The organism is Maritimibacter alkaliphilus HTCC2654 (assembly GCF_000152805.1).
Lineage (GTDB): Bacteria > Pseudomonadota > Alphaproteobacteria > Rhodobacterales > Rhodobacteraceae > Maritimibacter > Maritimibacter alkaliphilus.
Genome location: NZ_CH902578.1, coordinates 3,149,447 through 3,168,827 on the forward strand (window position 1 = coordinate 3,149,447; position 19,381 = coordinate 3,168,827).

The following is a 19,381-nucleotide window of genomic DNA, read 5'->3' on the forward strand; positions in this document are numbered from 1 at the left end:
GTGTTCGAGGCGTCACAACACGATGACGGACAAAGGACTGACATGGCAGTTAAACGCAGGGCGGATTTCGCCGAAAATCGTGTGCGCATCCTCGAGGCTGCGGATGAAATCTTCGTCGAGCGCGGCGTCGGGGCACCACTCGACTCCATCGCGCAACGGGCCGGCGTGGGGCGTGCGACGTTCTTCCGGCACTTTCCGGACCGCCGCGCGCTCATCAACGAAATGCTGGATCTGTTCCTGAGCAAGCTCGAAGAAACCAGCAGCAAGCTGGACGTGACCGAGACGTCGATCAACGAAATCACCCCGATGTTCTACGACCAGATGATCCACTACGCGCCGGTCGCCGATTTCCTGCGCGCGCAAAGCCGCGAAGACCCGGTTCTGCTCGAAGCCATCGACCGCTTCCACGCGCTGCTCCGCCCGCATGTTCAGGCCGCGATTTCGGCGGGAACGGTGCGCGAGGATCTGCGCGAAGCCGACATCGTGATCTTCGCCGTCATGCTCGCAGCCGCCGCGACCACGCCGAATATCGGGCCCGAAGGCCGCCGCGCCGCCTATGACCTGATGATGCGCGGACTGCAAAAACAGGGCTGAAGCCCCGAATCTCCGCTGCGACCGGCTGACGCACCGGAGTTTTGTGATCACGACTTCGCGGGGTGTGATCACAAGCTGCGCAATTCTTGGCCATTTTATCGGTAACACCGAAAAATACGTTTCATGGCGGTTCGCGCGGGTGCATGTAGGGCCCGAACGCAAACCAGATGGGACGAGTTCATGAACATCCATGAATATCAGGCGAAGGCGCTCCTTCGCGATTATGGCGCTCCGGTCTCCGATGGCCGTGTGGTCATGAAGGCCGAAGAAGCCAAGACCAAAGCCAGCGAACTGGACGGCCCGCTCTGGGTCGTGAAAGCCCAGATTCACGCCGGTGGTCGCGGCAAGGGCCACTTCAAGGAAGAAAGCGCCGGCGAAAAGGGCGGCGTGCGCCTCGCCAAGTCGGTGGAAGAAGCCGCCGAAGAAGCCAAGAAGATGCTCGGCCGCACGCTGGTCACGCACCAGACCGGCCCGGCGGGCAAGCAGGTCAACCGCATCTACATCGAAGCAGGCTCGGGCATCGAAACCGAACTGTACCTCGCGCTGCTGGTGGACCGCCAAACTTCGCGCGTGTCCTTCGTCTGCTCGACCGAGGGCGGCATGGACATCGAAGAGGTGGCCGCGTCGACCCCCGAAAAAATCCTGTCCTTCTCGGTCGATCCCGCGACCGGCTATCAGCCGTTCCACGGCCGCCGCATCGCCTTCGCCCTCGGCCTCGAAGGCCCGCAGGTCAAGCAGTGCGTGTCGCTGATGGGCACCCTTTACAAGGTGTTCACCGAGCGCGACATGGAGATGCTCGAGATCAACCCGCTGATCGTCACCGACGGCGGCGACCTCAAGGTGCTCGACGCCAAGTTCGGCTTCGACGGCAACGCGCTTTACCGCCAGCCAGACATCGCCAACCTGCGCGACGAGACGGAAGAGGACTCGAAGGAACTCGAGGCCTCCAAGTACGACCTGAACTACATCGCGCTCGACGGTGAAATCGGTTGCATGGTGAACGGCGCGGGCCTCGCCATGGCGACGATGGACATCATCAAGCTCTACGGTGCGGAACCGGCCAACTTCCTCGACGTCGGCGGCGGCGCCACGAAAGAGAAAGTGACGGAAGCCTTCAAGATCATCACGTCCGACAAGAACGTGAAGGGCATCCTCGTGAACATCTTCGGCGGCATCATGCGCTGCGACGTCATCGCCGAGGGCGTGATCGCCGCGGTGAAGGAAGTCGGTCTCGAAGTGCCGCTCGTCGTCCGCCTCGAAGGCACGAACGTCGACAAGGGGAAAGAGATCATCGCGAACTCCGGCCTGAACGTGATCGCTGCCGACGACCTCAAGGACGGCGCGCAGAAGATCGTGAAAGCGGTGAAAGGCTAAGGCCCGGACGAATGGTCTTCGTGGTCCCGACATACAACCTCGTTTACGCGGCCGTTCCCAAGGCCGCGTGCACGTCGTTGAAACGGGCCATGTACCGGCTCGAGCATGGCACCGAGTTCAGGGGCGTCGAGGCGAACGGCAAGCGGCTGGGGCTCCAGCAGGCCTTTCCGACGACGCGGTTCGAGCGGGGCGATTTCGCCCAGCTTGACGATCCCTGGCTTTTCGCCGTGATCCGTGACCCCGCCGAACGGGTGTTGTCCACCTGGTCGGAGCGGGTCATGGGGGCGGGCCGGTTGGAGATTGCGAACGACCGGCGCATGGGATCGGGTCTGACCCGGATCATGCGCAAGGTTACCGGCGGGATGGGGGCGCAGCCGATGCTGGACCCGCGCCCGACGCTCGACCAGTTCGTGCTGAACCTCGACCATTATGCCGCGACCTATCCGGCCGTCGCACATCACGTGCAGTCGGCAAGCTGGTTCCTCGGCCCCGATCTGGGGATCTACGACCGCATCTATACAGTGCGCGAGTTGGACCAGCTTCAAACCGACATCCGCGCGCGCACCGGCGTGGCCGATTTCACCATTCCGCACCGGAACGCTTCCCCAAAGGCCTACAGGGCCACGATCGACGACCTGTCGGACGCGGCCTTTGACGCACTCATGACGTGGCTGGCACCCGAATACGACTTTCTGGGACAGTGGGTCGATATGCCCCGCCGCGACCAACGCAACACGCAACAGACAGGAACCATATAACAATGGCCGTACTCGTTGATGAAAACACCAAGGTGATCTGCCAGGGCTTCACCGGCTCACAGGGCACCTTCCACTCGGAACAGGCGATCGCCTATGGCACCAAGATGGTCGGCGGCGTGACCCCCGGCAAAGGCGGCCAGACGCATCTCGACCTGCCCGTGTTCAACTCGGTCCACGAGGCCAAGCACAAGACCGAAGCCAACGCTTCCGTCATCTACGTGCCGCCGCCCTTCGCCGCCGACTCGATCCTCGAAGCCATCGACGCCGAGATGGAGCTGATCGTCTGCATCACCGAGGGCATCCCGGTCATGGACATGATGAAGGTCAAGCGCGCGCTGGAAGGGTCGTCGTCGATCCTGATCGGCCCGAACTGCCCCGGTGTCATCACGCCCGACGCCTGCAAGATCGGCATCATGCCGGGCCACATCCACAAGCGCGGCACCGTCGGCGTCGTGTCCCGCTCGGGCACGCTGACCTATGAGGCCGTGAAGCAGACCACCGACGTGGGCCTCGGCCAGTCGTCCTGCGTCGGCATCGGCGGCGACCCGATCAAGGGCACCGAGCACATCGACGTGCTGGAATGGTTCCTCGCGGATGATGAGACCGAGTCGATCATCATGATCGGTGAAATCGGCGGCTCCGCCGAAGAAGAAGCGGCACAGTTCCTTAAGGACGAAGCCAAAAAAGGTCGCAAGAAACCCGTCGCGGGCTTTATTGCCGGGCGCACGGCCCCTCCGGGCCGCCGCATGGGTCACGCTGGCGCGATTGTGGCTGGCGGCAAGGGCGGTGCCGAGGACAAGATCGAAGCCATGAAATCGGCCGGTATCGTCGTCGCGGAAAGCCCCGCCCAGCTTGGCGAAGCCGTGCTGGAAGCGATCAAGCAAGGCTGAGGACCAGAGATGACGTTTAACTCCCGTATTCCAATGCCGATCGCGCGACAGCCCGTCGCGGCGACGGGTATTGGGTGCGCGGAGTTCGCGTCACGCGGGCGGCGCGTATCCGAGGATCGTGAAATCCTCGGCGTAAAGCCGAGCAATGATTTCCTTGGTCCGGTCCGACGTTTCGGGCCGGACACGCGATCCGCGGCTGCCGACGTTCACCCGAGGAAGGTCTTCGACAAGCCCATGAACGCGGGCAAACGGCGGCCAGTCCGTGTCCAGCATCTCGAACTTGAGGATGCGGTCGACCGCGATCTTTCCGGCATCGTCCTTCAACATGTAGGCTTGAGGGCGAAAGTGCATCTGGCGCAAAAGCCGCGGATGGCTTTCCAGATGCTCGGCGAAATCGTTGTGCGTCATATCGGGTGCAATGTTTCGCTGCGACCAGCGCCTGTCCTGTCCGGTCGAGCCGCCGCCCTTGAGGTAGTAGAACGCCGAAACAAAGCGGTCCATCGGATCGCGCGCGATAGCGAAGGTCGCAGGCATCGCGCGATCGGCCGGTTTGTGCCGCAGATAGTAGCGGACAGGCTTGTGGCCCAACGTGTATTTGACACCCGTGCGCAGCACGCTGCTGCCGGCGGCTTTGGGGACATGTATAAAGATCGGGCCGTCCCAGACCTCGGGGTCCGGCCCTTCGAGCTCAAGCCACCCGTGCAGGATCGGTTTGCTTATGGCGCTCCGCTCGATGCCGGTGACAAGGCTTACAAGGCGCGGCACCCCCTTCAGCGCCAACGCCCGCGTTCCATTCCTCAGAATTCCATGCTTCGCCATGTCTCGCCCAACCCAAGGACCATCCCGTTCCAAATGGTTATCGGACGAAATCCAATACTTCCAGAACGCGCATTGATATCTGCGGCGCGGAAGACGACTTGCAACGGAAATAGAGCCAACACAGGGTTCACCAAATGACCGACCAAAGCCCCAACGACCAGTTCCATGCCTCTTCGTTCATGCAGGGACACAACGCCGAGTATCTCGAACAGCTCTATGCCAAATACGCCAACGACCCGAATGCGGTCGACGAGGCATGGCAGGCGTTCTTTCGCGAGCTTGGGGATGACGATGTCTCGGTCAAACGCGAGGCGCAGGGGCCGTCATGGATGCGCGCCGACTGGCCGCCACAGCCCAACGATGACCTGACCAACGCGCTTGACGGTCAATGGCCCGCCGAGCCGGAAAAAGCGCCCAAGGATTTGGCGAAAAAGATCGCGGACGAGGCGTCGAACCGCGAAATCGAGATTTCCGAGGACGCGATCAAACGCGCCGTGCTCGACTCGGTCCGCGCGCTGATGATTATCCGGGCCTACCGGATCAGGGGCCACCTTGCCGCCGACATCGACCCGCTGGGGATGCGCGACACCTCGGGCCATGCCGAGCTCGACCCGAAATCCTACGGCTTCACCGAGGCCGACATGGATCGCCCGATCTTCCTCGACAATGTGCTCGGGCTCGAAGTCGCCTCGATGCGTCAGATCATCGACATCGTGCGCGCCACCTACTGCGGCACCTTCGCGCTGCAATACATGCACATCTCGAACCCGGAAGAAGCCGGTTGGCTCAAGGAACGGATCGAAGGCTACGGCAAGGAAATCCGCTTCACCCGCGAAGGGCGTCGCGCGATCCTGAACAAGCTGGTCGAGGCCGAAGGGTTCGAGAAATTCCTGCACGTCAAGTATATGGGCACCAAGCGGTTCGGCCTCGACGGTGGCGAAGCCTTGATCCCGGCGATGGAGCAGATCATCAAGCGCGGCGGCAACCTCGGTGTCGAGGAAGTCGTCATCGGGATGCCTCACCGGGGTCGTCTGTCGGTGCTGGCCAACGTGATGTCCAAGCCCTACCGCGCGATCTTCAACGAGTTTCAGGGCGGCAGCTTCAAGCCCGAGGACGTGGACGGGTCGGGCGATGTGAAATACCACCTCGGCGCGTCGAGCGACCGGGAGTTCGACGGCAACACCGTCCACCTGTCGCTGACCGCCAACCCCTCGCACCTCGAAGCGGTGAACCCGGTCGTGCTGGGCAAAGCCCGCGCCAAGGGCGACCAGTTGAAAGACCCCGAGCATCACAAGGTGATCCCGGTGCTTCTGCACGGGGACGCGGCCTTTGCCGGGCAAGGCGTCGTGGCCGAGTGCTTCCAGCTGTCGGGTATCCGTGGCCACCGCACCGGCGGCACGATCCACATCGTCGTGAACAACCAGATCGGTTTCACCACCGCACCCTCGTTCTCGCGCACCTCGCCCTATCCGACGGATATCGCGCTGATGGTGGAAGCGCCGATCTTCCATGTGAACGGCGACGATCCCGAGGCCGTGGTTCACGCCGCCAAGGTGGCGACCGAGTTCCGGCAGAAGTTCCACAAGGACGTGGTGATCGACATCTTCTGCTACCGCCGTTTCGGCCACAACGAGGGGGATGAACCGATGTTCACCAACCCCCTCATGTATAAAGAGATCAAGACTCACAAGACGACGCTGCAACTCTACACCGACCGTCTGGTGAAGGATGGCCTGATCCCCGAGGGCGAGATCGAGGATATGAAGGCCGCTTTCCAGGCCCACCTCAACGAAGAGTTCGAGACGGGCAAGGACTACAAGCCGAACAAGGCCGACTGGCTGGACGGGCGCTGGTCGCACCTCGACAAGCAGGGCGAGGATTATCAGCGCGGCGAAACCGCGATCTCCGAGGACACGTTCCAAGAGGTCGGGCGCGCGCTGACCACCGCGCCGGACGGGTTCACGCTGCACAAGACCGTGGGGCGTCTGCTCGACACCAAGGCCGAGATGTTCAAATCCGGCAAAGGCTTCGACTGGGCCACGGCCGAGGCGCTGGCCTTCGGTTCGCTGCTCACCGAGGGCTACCCGGTGCGCCTTGCCGGGCAGGATTCCACGCGCGGCACGTTCTCGCAGCGTCACTCCGGTTTCATCAATCAGGACACCGAAGAACGCTATTACCCGCTGAACAACATCAAGTCGGGTCAGGCGCGCTACGAGGTCATCGACTCGATGCTCTCGGAATACGCGGTGCTCGGGTTCGAATACGGCTACTCGATGGCCGAACCCAACGCGCTGACGCTGTGGGAGGCCCAGTTCGGCGACTTCGCCAACGGCGCGCAGATCATGTTCGACCAGTTCATCAGTTCCGGTGAATCGAAGTGGCTGCGGATGTCCGGCCTCGTCTGCCTGCTGCCGCATGGCTACGAAGGGCAGGGGCCTGAACACTCGTCGGCCCGTCTGGAACGGTTCCTGCAAATGTGCGGCGCCGACAACTGGATCGTCGCCAACTGCACGACGCCCGCGAACTACTTCCACATCCTGCGCCGGCAGCTTCACCGCTCCTACCGCAAGCCGCTGATCCTGATGACGCCGAAATCGCTTCTGCGGCACAAGCACGCCGTGTCCGAAGCCGCCGATTTCATTTCCGGCTCGTCCTTCCACCGCGTGTTGTGGGACGATGCGGATGCGCAGAAGCGGACCGGCCACGCCGATATCGAGCTGAAATCCGACGACAAGGTGCGCCGCGTCGTGATGTGCTCCGGCAAGGTCTATTACGACCTGCTCGAAGCCCGCGACGAGGCGGGGATCGACGACGTCTATATCCTGCGGGTCGAACAGTTCTATCCCTTCCCGGCCTTGTCGCTGGTCAAGGAAATGGAACGCTTCCCGAACGCCGACGTCGTGTGGTGTCAGGAAGAGCCCAAGAACCAGGGCGCGTGGACGTTCATGGAACCCAACATCGAATGGGTCCTGTCGCGCATCCGCGAAACCAACTACCGGCCCAAATACGCCGGCCGCGCCTCCTCGGCCTCGCCCGCGACGGGTCTGGCCAGCCAGCACAAAGCACAGCAAGCCGCGCTCGTTAATGACGCGCTGACCATCGAAGGATAAGATCATGAGCACCGAAGTCCGTGTTCCCACGCTGGGCGAAAGCGTGACCGAAGCCACCGTCGCGACGTGGTTCAAGAAACCCGGCGATGCCGTGCAAGCAGACGAGATGCTGTGTGAGCTTGAAACCGACAAGGTGACGGTCGAAGTTCCGGCCCCCGCCGCCGGCACGCTGGGCGACATCGTCGCGAACGAGGGCGATACCGTGGGTGTCGACGCGCTCCTCGCCACGATCGAGGAAGGCGAGGGGGCCAAGCCCGCCAAGTCCGAAAAGAAAGACGCGCCGAAGGATGAACCCAAATCCGAAGCCCCCGCTTCGGGTGGTGGCGACAGCGTCGACATCATGGTCCCCGCTCTGGGTGAATCGGTGTCCGAGGCGACCGTTTCGACGTGGTTCAAGAAAGTGGGCGACACCGTCGCGGCGGACGAGATGCTGTGTGAGCTTGAAACCGACAAGGTGTCGGTCGAAGTGCCCGCGCCGTCCGCTGGCACGATCACCGAAATCCTCGCGGACGAGGGTGAAACGGTTGCCGCCGGTGCCAAACTCGGCGTGATCTCGGCCTCGGGCGACGCCCCGGCCCCCGCGCCGAAGTCGGAAGCGCCGAAGGGCGATGAGGCCAAGTCGTCCTCCGGCAAGGACGTGGAAGACGCGCCGTCCGCCAAGAAGATGATGGCCGAGGCCGGGCTCAAATCCGATGACGTCAAGGGCACGGGCCGCGATGGCCGCGTGATGAAGGAAGACGTGCAGGCCGCGATTTCGGCCTCCAAGTCCGCCGCGTCCTCGCCCGCACCGGCCAGCGCCCCGCGCGCGCCCGTTTCGGCCGACGACGAGGCCCGCGAAGAGCGCGTGAAGATGACACGCCTGCGCCAGACCATCGCCCGCCGTCTGAAGGAAGCGCAGAACACCGCGGCCATGCTCACCACCTACAACGAGGTGGACATGACCGAGGTCATGGCGCTGCGTAACGAATACAAAGACCTGTTCTTCAAGAAGCACGGCATCAAGCTCGGCTTCATGTCCTTCTTCGTGAAGGCCTGCGCCCATGCGCTGAAAGAGGTGCCCGAGGTGAACGCCGAAATCGACGGCACCGACGTCATCTACAAGAACTACGTCCACATGGGCGTGGCCGTCGGCACGCCCACCGGGCTGGTCGTGCCGGTCGTGCGCGACGCCGATCAGATGTCGTTCCACGGGATCGAAGCCAAGATCAACGAGCTCGGCAAACGCGCCCGTGACGGCAAGCTGTCCATGGCTGAGATGCAGGGTGGATCGTTCACCATCTCGAACGGTGGCGTCTACGGCTCGCTCATGTCTTCACCGATCCTGAACCCCCCGCAGTCGGGCATCCTAGGCATGCATAAAATTCAGGATCGTCCGATGGTCGTGAACGGCGAGATCAAGATCCGCCCGATGATGTATCTGGCGCTCTCCTACGACCACCGCATCGTCGACGGCAAAGGCGCCGTGACGTTCCTCGTCCGGGTGAAGGAAGCCCTCGAGGATCCGCGCCGTCTGCTGATGGATCTGTAAGGTGCGGTGGGTTGGCACCCACCCTACGGTCCCGTTTGGGACAGGTGGGGCGGGTGCAACCCACGCTGGTGCCCGGTCGGAGGCCGAATGAATGTCCATCGCGCTTTGGGGACTGGTCGGATTGGCGCTGCTGGTCCTCGTCTACGTCAGCACGGACAGCTTTCTTTTGAAGGGCAGCGTGGGCAACGCATGGACGGTCGGGGCGCGGGACAACCCGCCCGAGATCGGCCCCATTGCGGCGCGCGCCCATCGCGCACTCTGGAACCTTCTCGAAACCGCTCCCGCCTTCCTCGCCGTCACACTTGTCGCGGAACTCACGTCGCGGGGCGGGGCTTGGGTCGCGTGGGGCGTCGCGCTGTATTTAGGGGCGCGCGTTGCCTATCTGCCCGCCTATCTCTCGGGTCTGCCTTGGGTGCGCACGGCGTTCTGGCAGGTGGCCACGCTCGGCATCGTGCTCATCCTGATCGGAGTGCTGGTCGGATGATGTTTTCTGCGCCTGATCGCCAATCCGTGAACACCCGGCGGGGGGCCGTTGACGCCATGACCCTTCCCGCGCGATATGGCCGCGCCCCGCTTCGGGGTGTTAACAAAGGCCCCAACATGCATATCCGCCGCGCCCTCCCGCTTCTCGCTCCCCTTGCGCTTGCCGCCTGCACCGTGCCCGCCCAGATCGATCAGGCGCCGGTGCCCTATACGGCGCTCAAACCTCTGAACGAGGTCGGCACGTCGTCGTTCAGCGTGCGGGTGATGAATGGCGCGAGCCGCATTCCGAAAGAGATGACAGGTATCCCCTGCACCTTCGGCGGCGACGGCTTCGTGTCGTCCTTCACCGCGCCCGCCATCGTGACCGCCCCGAACATGGGCGCGCGCACGCCCGCCGCTTCGGTCAAGTGCAGCTTCGAGGGCCGGACCCAGACCCGCGCGCTTCAGGCGCAGAACAAGACGCTGGGCGACATCACCGGAACGGTGTCGGCAGGCGCCAACGCGGGCGTCGTCGGCGTGCTCGTGGGCGGAGCCGTGGCCGCCGCCCAGACCGTCACCCGCGACAAGACCGCCGATGTCTGGGGCTACCCGGACGTGACCATCACCTTCGACTGAGGCCAGCATGACACCGGAACTCACCGTCCTCGCACTTGCCGCCCTGCTACAGGTCGTGCAGTTCGCCCTAATGGCGATTCCGGCGAACCTCGAGCTCGGTGTCGGCAAGACGGCGTCGCCCCGCGATACGTCCCGGCTGAAAACCCCGCTGGTCGAGCAGGTTTCGGACCGGACCGGTCGACTCATGCGGGCCTTCACCAACCATTTCGAGGCGCTGATCCTCTTCACCATCGCGGTCGTGGTGGTGTCGGTGTCGGACCAGTCCACCGGCTTCACGGCGGCTTGCGCCTGGGTCTACCTCGGCGCGCGCGTCCTCTACATCCCGGCCTATGCCTTCGGCTGGGTGCCGTGGCGGTCGTTCATCTTTTTCGTCGGCCTCTTGGCGACGACGCTCATGATCCTCGCCGCGCTGTTTTGAGGCGGGGGTGACAATCGTATGTACGGCGCGTGCACATGATGTGTACGCGCGGTGCACAGCAAGAAACGGCCAAAGGAGGGACCTATGGCAGACTATGATGTGATCGTGATCGGCAGCGGGCCGGGGGGCTATGTCTGTGCGATCCGGTGCGCCCAACTGGGCCTCAAGACCGCCTGTGTCGAAGGCCGCGATACGCTGGGCGGCACCTGTCTGAACGTCGGCTGTATCCCGTCCAAAGCGCTTCTGCACGCGACCCATTCGCTGCACGAGGCCGAGCACAACTTCGCCACCATGGGTCTCAAGGGCAAATCGCCCTCGGTCGACTGGAAGCAGATGCTTGCCTACAAGGACGACGTGGTCGGCCAGAACACCAAGGGCATCGAATTCCTGTTCAAGAAGAACAAGGTCGACTGGCTCAAGGGCTGGGGCAAAATCTCGGGCAAAGGCGAGGTCACGGTCGGGGACGAGACCCACAAAGCCAAGAACATCGTGATCGCCACCGGGTCCGAGGCGTCGAGCCTGCCGGGTGTCGAGATCGACGAGAAGGTCGTCGTGACCTCCACCGGCGCGCTGGAGCTCGGCAAGATCCCGAAGAAACTGGTGGTGATCGGCGCAGGCGTCATCGGGCTTGAGATGGGGTCGGTCTACGCACGGCTCGGGTCGGAGGTGACGGTGGTGGAATACCTCGACACGATCACCCCGACGATGGACGCCGAGGTGTCCAAGCAGTTCCAGAAGCTCTTGAAGAAGCAGGGGCTGGAGTTCGTTCTGGGTGCCGCCGTCCAGAGCGTCGAGGCCATGAAAACCAAGGCCAAGGTGACATACAAGCTCAAGAAAGACGACAGCGAAGAGGTGCTGGACGCCGATGTCGTGCTTGTCGCCACCGGTCGCCGCGCCTTCACCGATGGGCTGGGTGCGGCCGAAGCAGGGGTCGAAATGACCGACCGCGGCGTCATCAAGACCGACCACTGGAAGACCAGCGTCGACGGCATCTGGGCGATCGGGGATGTGACCTCCGGCCCGATGCTGGCGCACAAGGCCGAGGATGAAGGCATGGCGGTCGCAGAATCGATCGCCGGTCAGGCGGGTCACGTGAATTATGACGTGATCCCCAGCGTGATCTACACGGTGCCGGAAGTGGCGGCTGTCGGGAAAACCGAGCAGGAGCTGAAGGATGAGGGGCGCGACTACAAGGTCGGCAAATTCTCGTTCATGGGCAATGCGCGCGCCAAAGCGGTGTTTCAGGGCGACGGCTTCGTGAAGATCCTGTCCGACAAGGCGACGGACCGCATTCTGGGCGTGCACATCATCGGGCCGTCGGCGGGCGACCTGATCCACGAGGCCTGCGTGGCGATGGAATTCGGCGCGGCCGCCGAAGACCTCGCCCGGACCTGCCATGCTCACCCGACCTTCTCGGAAGCGGTGCGCGAGGCGGCGCTGGCCTGCGGCGACGGACCGATCCACATGTAAGAAGCATTGCGCCGCGGGCTACGCCCGCGTCGCGACGGCGCCTCGCTGCGCTCGGCGGGGGAAGACCTCGACAGATCGCGCGGAATGGTGATCGGGTAGGGGGGCTGTCTGCCCCCCTCGCCCTGCGGGCTCACCCCCCGAAGGTTTCCGGAAACAGAGAAGATGAACGGTCCACCCCCTGCTTATATGGCAGGGGGCTTCTCCGTTTACGGCCCTGGCTCCTCAGCTGGTGCCGCATTCCCAAGATAGCGCGTTAACCTTAACAGGCGGTAAACCCGCCCCTTCTCTGTTTCAAAAAACCTCGGGGGCCGTTGGCCAGCTTGCTGGCCGGCGCGGGGGCAGCGCCCCCTCTGACTTCGACGTCAGCGCGATTTTGGAGGTCGGAAACGCAAACGCCGCGCCCGAAGGGCGCGGCGCGTCGCGACGGCAAAGCCGGCGCAATCCCTGTCAGACACCCGCGTCGACGATGGCATCGGCGAGGATGTCGACGGTATCCTTGTTCAGCCCGGCGATGTTCATGCGGCTGTCGCCGACCATGTAGATGCCGTGCTTTTCCTTCATCGTCTCGACCTGTTCGGGGGTCGCACCCAAGCGCGAGAACATGCCGCGGTGTTCGGCGAGGAAACCGAAACGGTCGGAACCGGTGCGCGCCTGCAACGCCTCGGCGAGTTGCGTGCGCAGGCCGAGCATGGTGTTGCGAACCTCTTCCAGCTCCGTCTCCCATTCGGTCCGCAGCGCCGGATCGTCGAGGATCATTTGCACCACGCGCGCGCCGTGGTCCGGCGGGAACGAGAAGTTCTGACGGTTGAGGTGCGTCAGGTTCTGCTGCGTGACGGCCTTCATCTTGTCGTCGGGCGACACCGCCATCAACAAGCCCGTGCGTTCGCGGTAAACCCCGAAGTTCTTTGAGCAGCTCGCCGCGATCAGGCTTTCGGGCAGGGTCGAGGTGATGTGGCGCACGCCTAGCGCGTCCGCTTCGAGCCCGTCACCGAAGCCTTGATAAGCGATGTCGATCAGCGGAAGCGCCTGTTTGGCGCCCAGAAGCTCGGTGACTTCCTTCCACTGTTCCATATTCAGATTGGCGCCTGTCGGGTTGTGGCAACAGCCGTGCAGGATCACCACGTCGCCTGCCGCCACATTGCCGAGGTCCGCCATCATGCCGGAGAAATCGACCGCGCGGGTGTCGTTGTCGAAATAGCGGTAGGGGGTCATCTTCATCTTGAGATGCTTGATGATCGACAGGTGGTTGGGCCAGGTCGGGTCCGACACCCAGACGGTCGCGTCGGGGTTCGCCATCTTCACGAGTTCCAGCGCCTGGTGAATTGCGCCGGTGCCGCCGGGCTGGGCCGCCGCGGCGAGGCGGCCCTCTTCGACCGCGCCGTTCAGCACCAGACCGGACAGCGCCTTGACGAAGGCCGGGTCGCCGCCGAGAGCGGTGTAGCTTTTGGTCGTCTCTTTTTCGAGCAGCTGTTTCTCCGCCGCTTTCACCGCGCGCATCACCGGGGTGTTTCCGGTTGGGTCTTTGTAGACGCCCACACCAAGATCGACCTTGGTGTCGCGCGGGTCTTCGCGGTACTCGACCATGAGCGCCATGATCTTGTCTTGAGCTTGTGCGTTCAGATGTTCGAACATCTCTCTCTCCTTGTCAGCCCGAAGGGGCCGTTCGCATTCAGGCGTCGCCGGTGGCGATCTTGAGGTCGTTGTACATGCCCCATTCGGCCCACGACCCGTCGTAGATCGCGTGGCGCGGGTGGCCGAGACGGGCGAGCGCGAGATCGATGATCGCCGCGGTCACGCCGGAGCCGCAGGACGAGATCACGGGTTTGGCGAGGTCCACGCCTGCCGCCTCGAACACGGCTTTCAGGCCGTCCTCATCCTTCATCGTTCCGTCCGCGTCCAACAGGTCGGTGAAGGGCACATTGCGTGAATTGGGGATATGGCCCGAGCGGAGGCCTTCGCGCGGCTCGGGCGCTTCGCCTTTGAACCGAGCGGCGGAGCGGGCATCGACGATCTGCCAGTCGCCCAGCTTGGCGGCGGCGGCGACCTGCGTCACGTCCTTCACCATGTCGGCCTGACGGGACACGGTCATGTGGCGGTCGCGGATGACCGGCGGCATGTCTTCGGTAGGGCGGCCTTCGGCGAGCCATTTCGGCAGGCCGCCGTCCAGCACGGCGACATCGGTCTTGCCCATCAGGCGAAAGGTCCACCAGACACGCGGGGCGGAAAAAATCCCGTTGGAATCGTAGACCACGACCTGGTGACCGTCGCCGATCCCCTTGGCGCGCATCCGCGACATGAATTTTTCGACCGGCGGGGCCATGTGGGGCAGGTCGGAGCGGGCATCGGAAATCTCGTCGATGTCGAAGAACCGCGCCCCCGGAATGTGCGCTTCGTCGTATTCCGCCTGACCGTCGCGCCCGGCATCGGGCATGTGCCACGACGCGTCGATGATCCTGAGATCGGGATCGTTCAGGTGCTGGGCGAGCCAGTCGGTCGAGACCAGCGTTTTCGGATCGTCCTTGGCCATCGTGCTCCCCTCGTTCACGGGTCCGGTCTTGCCTAGCGCCGGGGGGGCGGACTGGCAAGGGGGACGGCGGGGGACGACGTGGCGAAACGGCGTTATTTCGCGGGGGTGAGCAGCTTCAGCGCGCCGTCGACCAGCGCCGCGGCGAAGGCGTCGTCGAGCGGCTGGTGACCTGCGAGCAGGCGGTAGAGGACGGGGCCGTAAATCATGTCGAGCGTGACTTCGATCCCGGCAGGCGGGTGGATCTCGCCCCTGTCGGCGGCGGTGGCGATCAGGCTGCGCCCCGCCTCGCGCGAGGACAGGATCACGCGGTTGCGGAAGGCACGGGTGAGTTCGCTGTCCGGGTCGGCGGTGGCGAGCGCCATCGCGATCTGGCGGCCACGGGTCGTCGCGAAGGCGCGCACGAGGTCGGTAAGCTGGCGAGAGAGGGCGTGTTCCAGCGACGCGCCCTGAGACTTGCTTTCGGGAAAACCCGCCATAAGCGCGGCCATCGCAAGCTCGGAAGCGTTGGCCCAGTGGCGATAGATCGTCGGCTTGCCAACGCCGGAGCGGGCTGCGACCGCCTCGACCGACAAACGCCCGAAACCCTGATCGAACAGGATCTCGCGCGCGGCGACGAGCGCCTTGTCACGGGCGGCCTTGGAGGGTGGGCGACCGCGAGGTTTGGGGGTGTCTTGACTCATTTCATTACGATACGTAACGTAAATATGCGAGTCGGGCAAGGATGGACGGCCATGAAACTCATTCCCTATATCGTCTGCCGGGACGCGCCGGCGGCCATCGATTTCTACGTTGCGGCCTTTGGTGCGGTCGAGGATTTCCGGATGACCGAGCCGGGCTCCGGCAAGCTGGGGCATGCAGAACTGGAGATCGGTGACGCGCGGCTGATGCTCGCTGATGAATGGCCGGATTTCGGCGCGCTCTCGCCCGACAGTATCGGTGGCACGGCGGTCACGCTTTACCTTCAGGTCGAGGATGTGGATGCGGTCGTCGCACAGGCCGAACAGGCCGGCGCGATGGTGCTGCGCGCGCCAGCCGATCAGAGTTTCGGGGAACGCACGGCGACGGTGCAGGACCCGTTCGGGCACCGCTGGATGCTGGCCACGGTCAAGGAAGTGCTGACCGGGGAAGAAATGCAGAAGCGGTGGGAGGCGGAGGTCGGCTAGACCACCGCCTGAAAGACGAGCCCCGCAAGGATCGCGCCCAAGACTCCGAGGCCGAGGTAAAGCGCGAAGACACGCGGCTTCACCAGCGCCCAGACCGCGGCCATCGCCGGGATCGAACTGACCGCGCCCGCGACCATGAAGGACATGGCGGCCCCGGAGCTCATCCCCTGTTCCATGAGACCGGCGAGCAGGGCGGGCGCCACGTAGCTGTTGAGATAGGCGGGCATACCGACCAGCGCCGAGAGCGCGATGGGACCAGCGCCCGTGCCGCCCACGACCGAGGCGATCATCTCGGCGGGCATGTAGGTGATGAGCAGGGCCTCCAGGATATAGGCCAGCACCAGCCATTTGGTGAGGAACACGAGGTTTTCCCATCCTTCGTGGCGGAAAGCTTGGCGGCGCGCGGCCTCGGTCCAGATGCGCCAGTGCGGACGCCCGGTGGCCGGGTTCGCGCCGCAGCCGCAGCCCTGTTTCGGGCGCTGTTTGGCGACGTTCGCCAGCAGACCCGCGCGGGAGAGCGCCATGGTCGCGAAGCCTCCGAAAAGGCCGAGGCCGACGGCGGCGGTGGCTTTGCCGATGGCGAAGGGCCAGTCGAGTGCGGCGGCGGTGATGAGGAGCGAGCCCGGGTCGATCAGGGGCGAGGCGAGCCAGAAGGCCATGATCGCGGCGATGGGTGCCCCGAGCGCGATGAGGCCCGCGACGAAGGGAATGACTTCGCAGGAGCAGAACGGGGCGAGGCCGCCGAAGAGGGCGGCGAGGACGATGGCAGATGCCTCGCGCCCCTCGAAGGCGCGCCCGATCAAGGTTTCGGCACCGGAAGCCTTGAGATAGGCGACCAGAGCGACCGCCACGAGAATGAAGGGCAGGGTGCCTGCGAAGGCGCGGGCGGCATCGGTGCCGATTGTCGCAAGACGGGTCGGGTGGAGAACGGCGACCGTTATGAGCGCGAGGGCCGACGCCGTCCACGGGGATTTGAGGCGCTTCGCAATCTCGCCGACAGATGGCGCGCGCGGTGCTGTGCTGTCGGTCATGCCGCTTCTCCCCCGGTGCAGCCGCAGGTGTCGTCGCACCCTTCTTTGGCGCAGCCCGATCCGCAGGTATCGCTGCATTCGTCGGCGCAGCATTCCTCGACGATGTAGGCCGCAAGCGCACGCAATTGGTCGAAGCTCGCCCGGCTGATCGTCTCGCGCCCCTGCCGTTCCTGATGGACGAGGCCGCCCACGACGAGGAACTTGAGGTGATGGGCGAGGGTCGAGGGCGCGATTCCGGTTCGCTCCTGAATGCGGGCCATGTTGAGCCCGCTTTCACCGGCGCGCACGAGGGATTTCAGAACCGACAGGCGGGATTCCGATCCAATGGCAGAGAAACCGGCGGAGGCCGCTTCGGGGGTCATGACGATACCTTTCAACTAATAAACTAGATTTATAGTGGATTCGGCTCGGCTGTCCAGTGGGGGGCGGATTTGGAGCGTTTGGTGGGGTGAAGCCGGGGGTCTTGGTATGCACCAGAATTCTAGGATACTAGGATTCTAGTATCCTGAAACGCATAGATTTCAGCGAGTTACAGGCCGCTCACGCCTCCAGCGTTAACGAAGTTCTTAACTCGCTCAACCAGCAGCGCGTCTGAGCGCCCGCTCCAGCCCATCGCGAAACCGCGAACGATCCGCTTTGGAAAACGCCTTGCCACCACCCTGCCGGAACGGGTCCGCAGCCCGGAGGTCCGCCATGAGATCACGCGTGGCAAGCACCTGTCCGATGTTCGCGACCGTCAGCGCCTCGCCGTCATGTTTGACCACCTGTGCGCCTGCTTCGACGCATTTCGAGGCGAGCGGGATATCTCCCGTCACCACCACATCGCCGGGCCCGGCGCGGTCTGCGATCCACTTGTCCGCTTCGTCCGGTCCGTCGGGCACGTAGATCACTTCGATCAGAGGGTTGGACGAGGGGCGAAGACCGCCGTTGCAGACAAGCGCCAAGCGCACCTTGTGGCGTGTGGCCACAGCTTCCGCCTCGGCCTTGACCGGGCAGGCGTCGGCATCGACGTAGATCACCCGTAAAGCGCCTCGGCGTGGAAGGCGACATGCTCTTCCATGAAGCTCTGCACGAAGAAATACGAGTGGTCGTAGCCCGGTTGCAGCCGCATGATCGCCTGCTGGCGCTTCTGCCCGACCTCCTGCATCAAAGTCTCCGGCATCAGCAGATCGATGAACTGATCCTTGGTGCCGGTGTCGACCAGCATCGGCCCGTCGAACCCGCGTTCGCGCATCAGGAACACGGCGTCATGCGCTTCCCACGCGTCCTGATCGTCGCCGAGATAAGCGGTGAGTTGTTTCTGCCCCCAGTCCGAGGCGGTCGGGTGGCAGATCGGTGCGAAGGCCGAAATCGAGCAGAACCGTTCGGGCAGGGTCATCCCGATGGTGAGTGCGCCGTGACCGCCCATCGAATGTCCGGTGATCGACTGGCGTTCGGGGTCGAGGGCGAAGTGGTTGAACAAAAGCTCCGGCAGATCCTCGGTGATGTAGTCCCACATCCGAAAATGCTGCGACCACGGCGGTTCGGTCGCGTTGACGTAAAAGCCCGCGCCTTGCCCAAGGTCATAGGCTTCGTCATCGGCCACACCCGGTCCGCGCGGCGACGTGTCGGGAAAGACGAGCGCGATCCCATGTTCGGCCGCCCAGCTTTGGGCACCGGCCTTGGTCATCGCGTTCTCATGCGTGCAGGTCAGACCCGACAAATACCACAAAAGCGGCACCGGCCCTTCTCGGGCTTCTTCGGGCAGGAACAGCCCAAAGGTCATGTCCGTGCGCGTCGCGTTCGAAGAATGGGTATAGACCACCTGAACCCCGCCGAAGCAGGCGTTTTCAGACTGTATTTGCACGGTTGACCCCTCCTTCGTTCATTGCGCCGACCTGAACATGAGGGGCGTGGAAGGGCAAGCGGTTGGTGGTGTTTTCAGGCCCGCCCGCCGCCGGACGACAGGACCGAAGGGTCGATCCCCAGCTTGCGCAGCGCGCGCGACCATTTGGACTCGTTGTCGCTGTCGAACACGATGGCCGCATCGGCATCCACCATCAGCCAGGCGTTTTCCTGCAACTCGCCCTCGAGCTGGCCCGGTCCCCACCCGGCATAGCCGAGCGCGGTCAGCGCCTTGTCCGGCCCGTCACCGTTCGCGATGTCGACAAGGATATCCTTGGTCGCCGTCATGCCGAAACCGCCGTCGACCGCCAGCGTTCCCGCGCTGCCCTCGTAGTCGCCGGAATGGAGGACGAAGCCGCGCCCGCCCTCGACCGGGCCGCCGAAATGAACGTGGATGCCGGCGCTTCCGGCACCGCGCCCGATCTCAAGTTGGTCGAGCACGTCGTCGAGCACGATATCGGGCACCGTCTTGTTCACGATCAGGCCCATCGCGCCTTCGTCCGAATAGGCGCACAAGAACACCACGCTCGATTCGAACCGCGGATCGCCCATGCCGGGCATCGCGACGAGCAGCTTGCCCGTCAGGTCGCTGAAATTCACAGGCGTCTTCATGTCCCAAAGATGGGCATGCGGGCCACAGGTTTGCAAGGGCTTCGCTCGGATCGCGGGGGACTGGCAGGAATGTGACTTTTGCTTCACGCGATGCTGGCTATATCG

General features: G+C 64.0%; 20 protein-coding genes. 11 read left to right on the forward strand and 9 right to left on the reverse strand.

Annotated features, from left to right (window positions below):
- Window positions 1-42: 42 nt before the first annotated feature.
- From RB2654_RS16410 to sucD, 4 genes are all read left to right on the forward strand, one after another.
- The gene (locus RB2654_RS16410) at window positions 43-594 is read left to right on the forward strand and encodes a TetR/AcrR family transcriptional regulator (RefSeq protein WP_008333909.1); all 552 of its coding nucleotides are present in this window, start codon (window positions 43-45) and stop codon (window positions 592-594) included.
- Between the two features lie 180 nt (window positions 595-774).
- On the forward strand, window positions 775-1,968 hold the full coding sequence (gene sucC, locus RB2654_RS16415) for an ADP-forming succinate--CoA ligase subunit beta (RefSeq protein WP_008333911.1): 1,194 nt from the start codon (window positions 775-777) through the stop codon (window positions 1,966-1,968).
- An 11-nt stretch (window positions 1,969-1,979) separates the two neighbouring features.
- On the forward strand, window positions 1,980-2,726 hold the full coding sequence (locus RB2654_RS16420) for a sulfotransferase family 2 domain-containing protein (RefSeq protein ID WP_008333913.1): 747 nt from the start codon (window positions 1,980-1,982) through the stop codon (window positions 2,724-2,726).
- 2 nt (window positions 2,727-2,728) lie between these two features.
- Window positions 2,729-3,616 carry a succinate--CoA ligase subunit alpha gene (gene sucD, locus RB2654_RS16425; protein WP_008333914.1) on the forward strand — a complete coding sequence of 296 codons (888 nt, stop codon included), beginning with the start codon at window positions 2,729-2,731 and terminating at the stop codon, window positions 3,614-3,616.
- A 90-nt stretch (window positions 3,617-3,706) separates the two neighbouring features.
- On the opposite strand, the gene RB2654_RS16430 is transcribed toward sucD, so the two are convergent.
- A complete protein-coding gene (locus RB2654_RS16430) occupies window positions 3,707-4,435 on the reverse strand; it encodes a sulfotransferase family 2 domain-containing protein (RefSeq protein ID WP_008333916.1) in 729 nt (242 codons plus the stop codon).
- Between the two features lie 134 nt (window positions 4,436-4,569).
- Here RB2654_RS16430 and RB2654_RS16435 point away from each other — a divergent pair, with 134 nt between their 5' ends.
- The 6 genes from RB2654_RS16435 (at window position 4,570) to lpdA (ending at window position 12,059) form a co-directional block, all read left to right on the forward strand.
- Window positions 4,570-7,545, forward strand: a complete 2,976-nt coding sequence (locus RB2654_RS16435; protein WP_008333918.1) for a 2-oxoglutarate dehydrogenase E1 component — start codon at window positions 4,570-4,572, stop codon at window positions 7,543-7,545.
- Window positions 7,546-7,549: 4 nt separating this feature from the next.
- Window positions 7,550-9,073, forward strand: a complete 1,524-nt coding sequence (gene odhB / locus RB2654_RS16440; RefSeq protein WP_008333919.1) for a 2-oxoglutarate dehydrogenase complex dihydrolipoyllysine-residue succinyltransferase — start codon at window positions 7,550-7,552, stop codon at window positions 9,071-9,073.
- 91 nt (window positions 9,074-9,164) lie between these two features.
- Complete coding sequence (locus tag RB2654_RS16445; RefSeq protein WP_008333921.1) at window positions 9,165-9,557, forward strand: MAPEG family protein; 393 nt, start codon at window positions 9,165-9,167, stop codon at window positions 9,555-9,557.
- A gap of 116 nt (window positions 9,558-9,673) precedes the next feature.
- Window positions 9,674-10,171, forward strand: coding sequence for a hypothetical protein (locus RB2654_RS16450; protein WP_040885127.1), 498 nt, complete (start codon window positions 9,674-9,676; stop codon window positions 10,169-10,171).
- A gap of 7 nt (window positions 10,172-10,178) precedes the next feature.
- Complete coding sequence (locus RB2654_RS16455; RefSeq protein ID WP_008333925.1) at window positions 10,179-10,589, forward strand: MAPEG family protein; 411 nt, start codon at window positions 10,179-10,181, stop codon at window positions 10,587-10,589.
- Between the two features lie 84 nt (window positions 10,590-10,673).
- The gene (gene lpdA, locus RB2654_RS16460; RefSeq protein WP_008333927.1) at window positions 10,674-12,059 is read left to right on the forward strand and encodes a dihydrolipoyl dehydrogenase; all 1,386 of its coding nucleotides are present in this window, start codon (window positions 10,674-10,676) and stop codon (window positions 12,057-12,059) included.
- A 447-nt stretch (window positions 12,060-12,506) separates the two neighbouring features.
- Here the strand turns inward: lpdA and RB2654_RS16465 are convergent, their stop codons facing one another.
- The 3 genes from RB2654_RS16465 to RB2654_RS16475 all read right to left on the reverse strand — a co-directional run bounded on the left by RB2654_RS16465 (window position 12,507) and on the right by RB2654_RS16475 (window position 15,266).
- Window positions 12,507-13,691: an amino acid aminotransferase gene (locus RB2654_RS16465; RefSeq protein ID WP_008333928.1), complete on the reverse strand. Its 1,185-nt coding sequence runs from the start codon at window positions 13,689-13,691 to the stop codon at window positions 12,507-12,509.
- Window positions 13,692-13,728: 37 nt separating this feature from the next.
- Window positions 13,729-14,586, reverse strand: a complete 858-nt coding sequence (sseA, locus tag RB2654_RS16470) for a 3-mercaptopyruvate sulfurtransferase (RefSeq protein ID WP_040885129.1) — start codon at window positions 14,584-14,586, stop codon at window positions 13,729-13,731.
- A 92-nt stretch (window positions 14,587-14,678) separates the two neighbouring features.
- Window positions 14,679-15,266, reverse strand: coding sequence for a TetR/AcrR family transcriptional regulator (locus RB2654_RS16475; protein ID WP_008333939.1), 588 nt, complete (start codon window positions 15,264-15,266; stop codon window positions 14,679-14,681).
- A gap of 51 nt (window positions 15,267-15,317) precedes the next feature.
- On the opposite strand from RB2654_RS16475, the gene RB2654_RS16480 reads away from it, so the two are divergent.
- Window positions 15,318-15,749 carry a VOC family protein gene (locus RB2654_RS16480; protein ID WP_008333941.1) on the forward strand — a complete coding sequence of 144 codons (432 nt, stop codon included), beginning with the start codon at window positions 15,318-15,320 and terminating at the stop codon, window positions 15,747-15,749.
- Here RB2654_RS16480 and RB2654_RS16485 read toward each other — a convergent pair.
- From RB2654_RS16485 to RB2654_RS16505, 5 genes are all read right to left on the reverse strand, one after another.
- Entirely contained in the window at window positions 15,746-16,780 is a 1,035-nt protein-coding gene (locus tag RB2654_RS16485) for a permease (RefSeq protein WP_008333944.1), read from the reverse strand. The genes RB2654_RS16480 and RB2654_RS16485 overlap by 4 nt on opposite strands.
- Window positions 16,777-17,142, reverse strand: coding sequence for an ArsR/SmtB family transcription factor (locus RB2654_RS16490; RefSeq protein ID WP_040885134.1), 366 nt, complete (start codon window positions 17,140-17,142; stop codon window positions 16,777-16,779). The genes RB2654_RS16485 and RB2654_RS16490 overlap by 4 nt, the downstream gene beginning before the upstream one ends.
- Window positions 17,143-17,355: 213 nt before the next feature.
- The gene (locus RB2654_RS16495; protein WP_008333947.1) at window positions 17,356-17,799 is read right to left on the reverse strand and encodes a YaiI/YqxD family protein; all 444 of its coding nucleotides are present in this window, start codon (window positions 17,797-17,799) and stop codon (window positions 17,356-17,358) included.
- Entirely contained in the window at window positions 17,796-18,626 is an 831-nt protein-coding gene (gene fghA, locus RB2654_RS16500; protein WP_008333949.1) for an S-formylglutathione hydrolase, read from the reverse strand. Before fghA ends, RB2654_RS16495 begins: the two co-directional genes overlap by 4 nt.
- A 74-nt stretch (window positions 18,627-18,700) precedes the next feature.
- Entirely contained in the window at window positions 18,701-19,276 is a 576-nt protein-coding gene (locus RB2654_RS16505) for a YqgE/AlgH family protein (protein WP_008333950.1), read from the reverse strand.
- Window positions 19,277-19,381 lie beyond the last annotated feature (105 nt).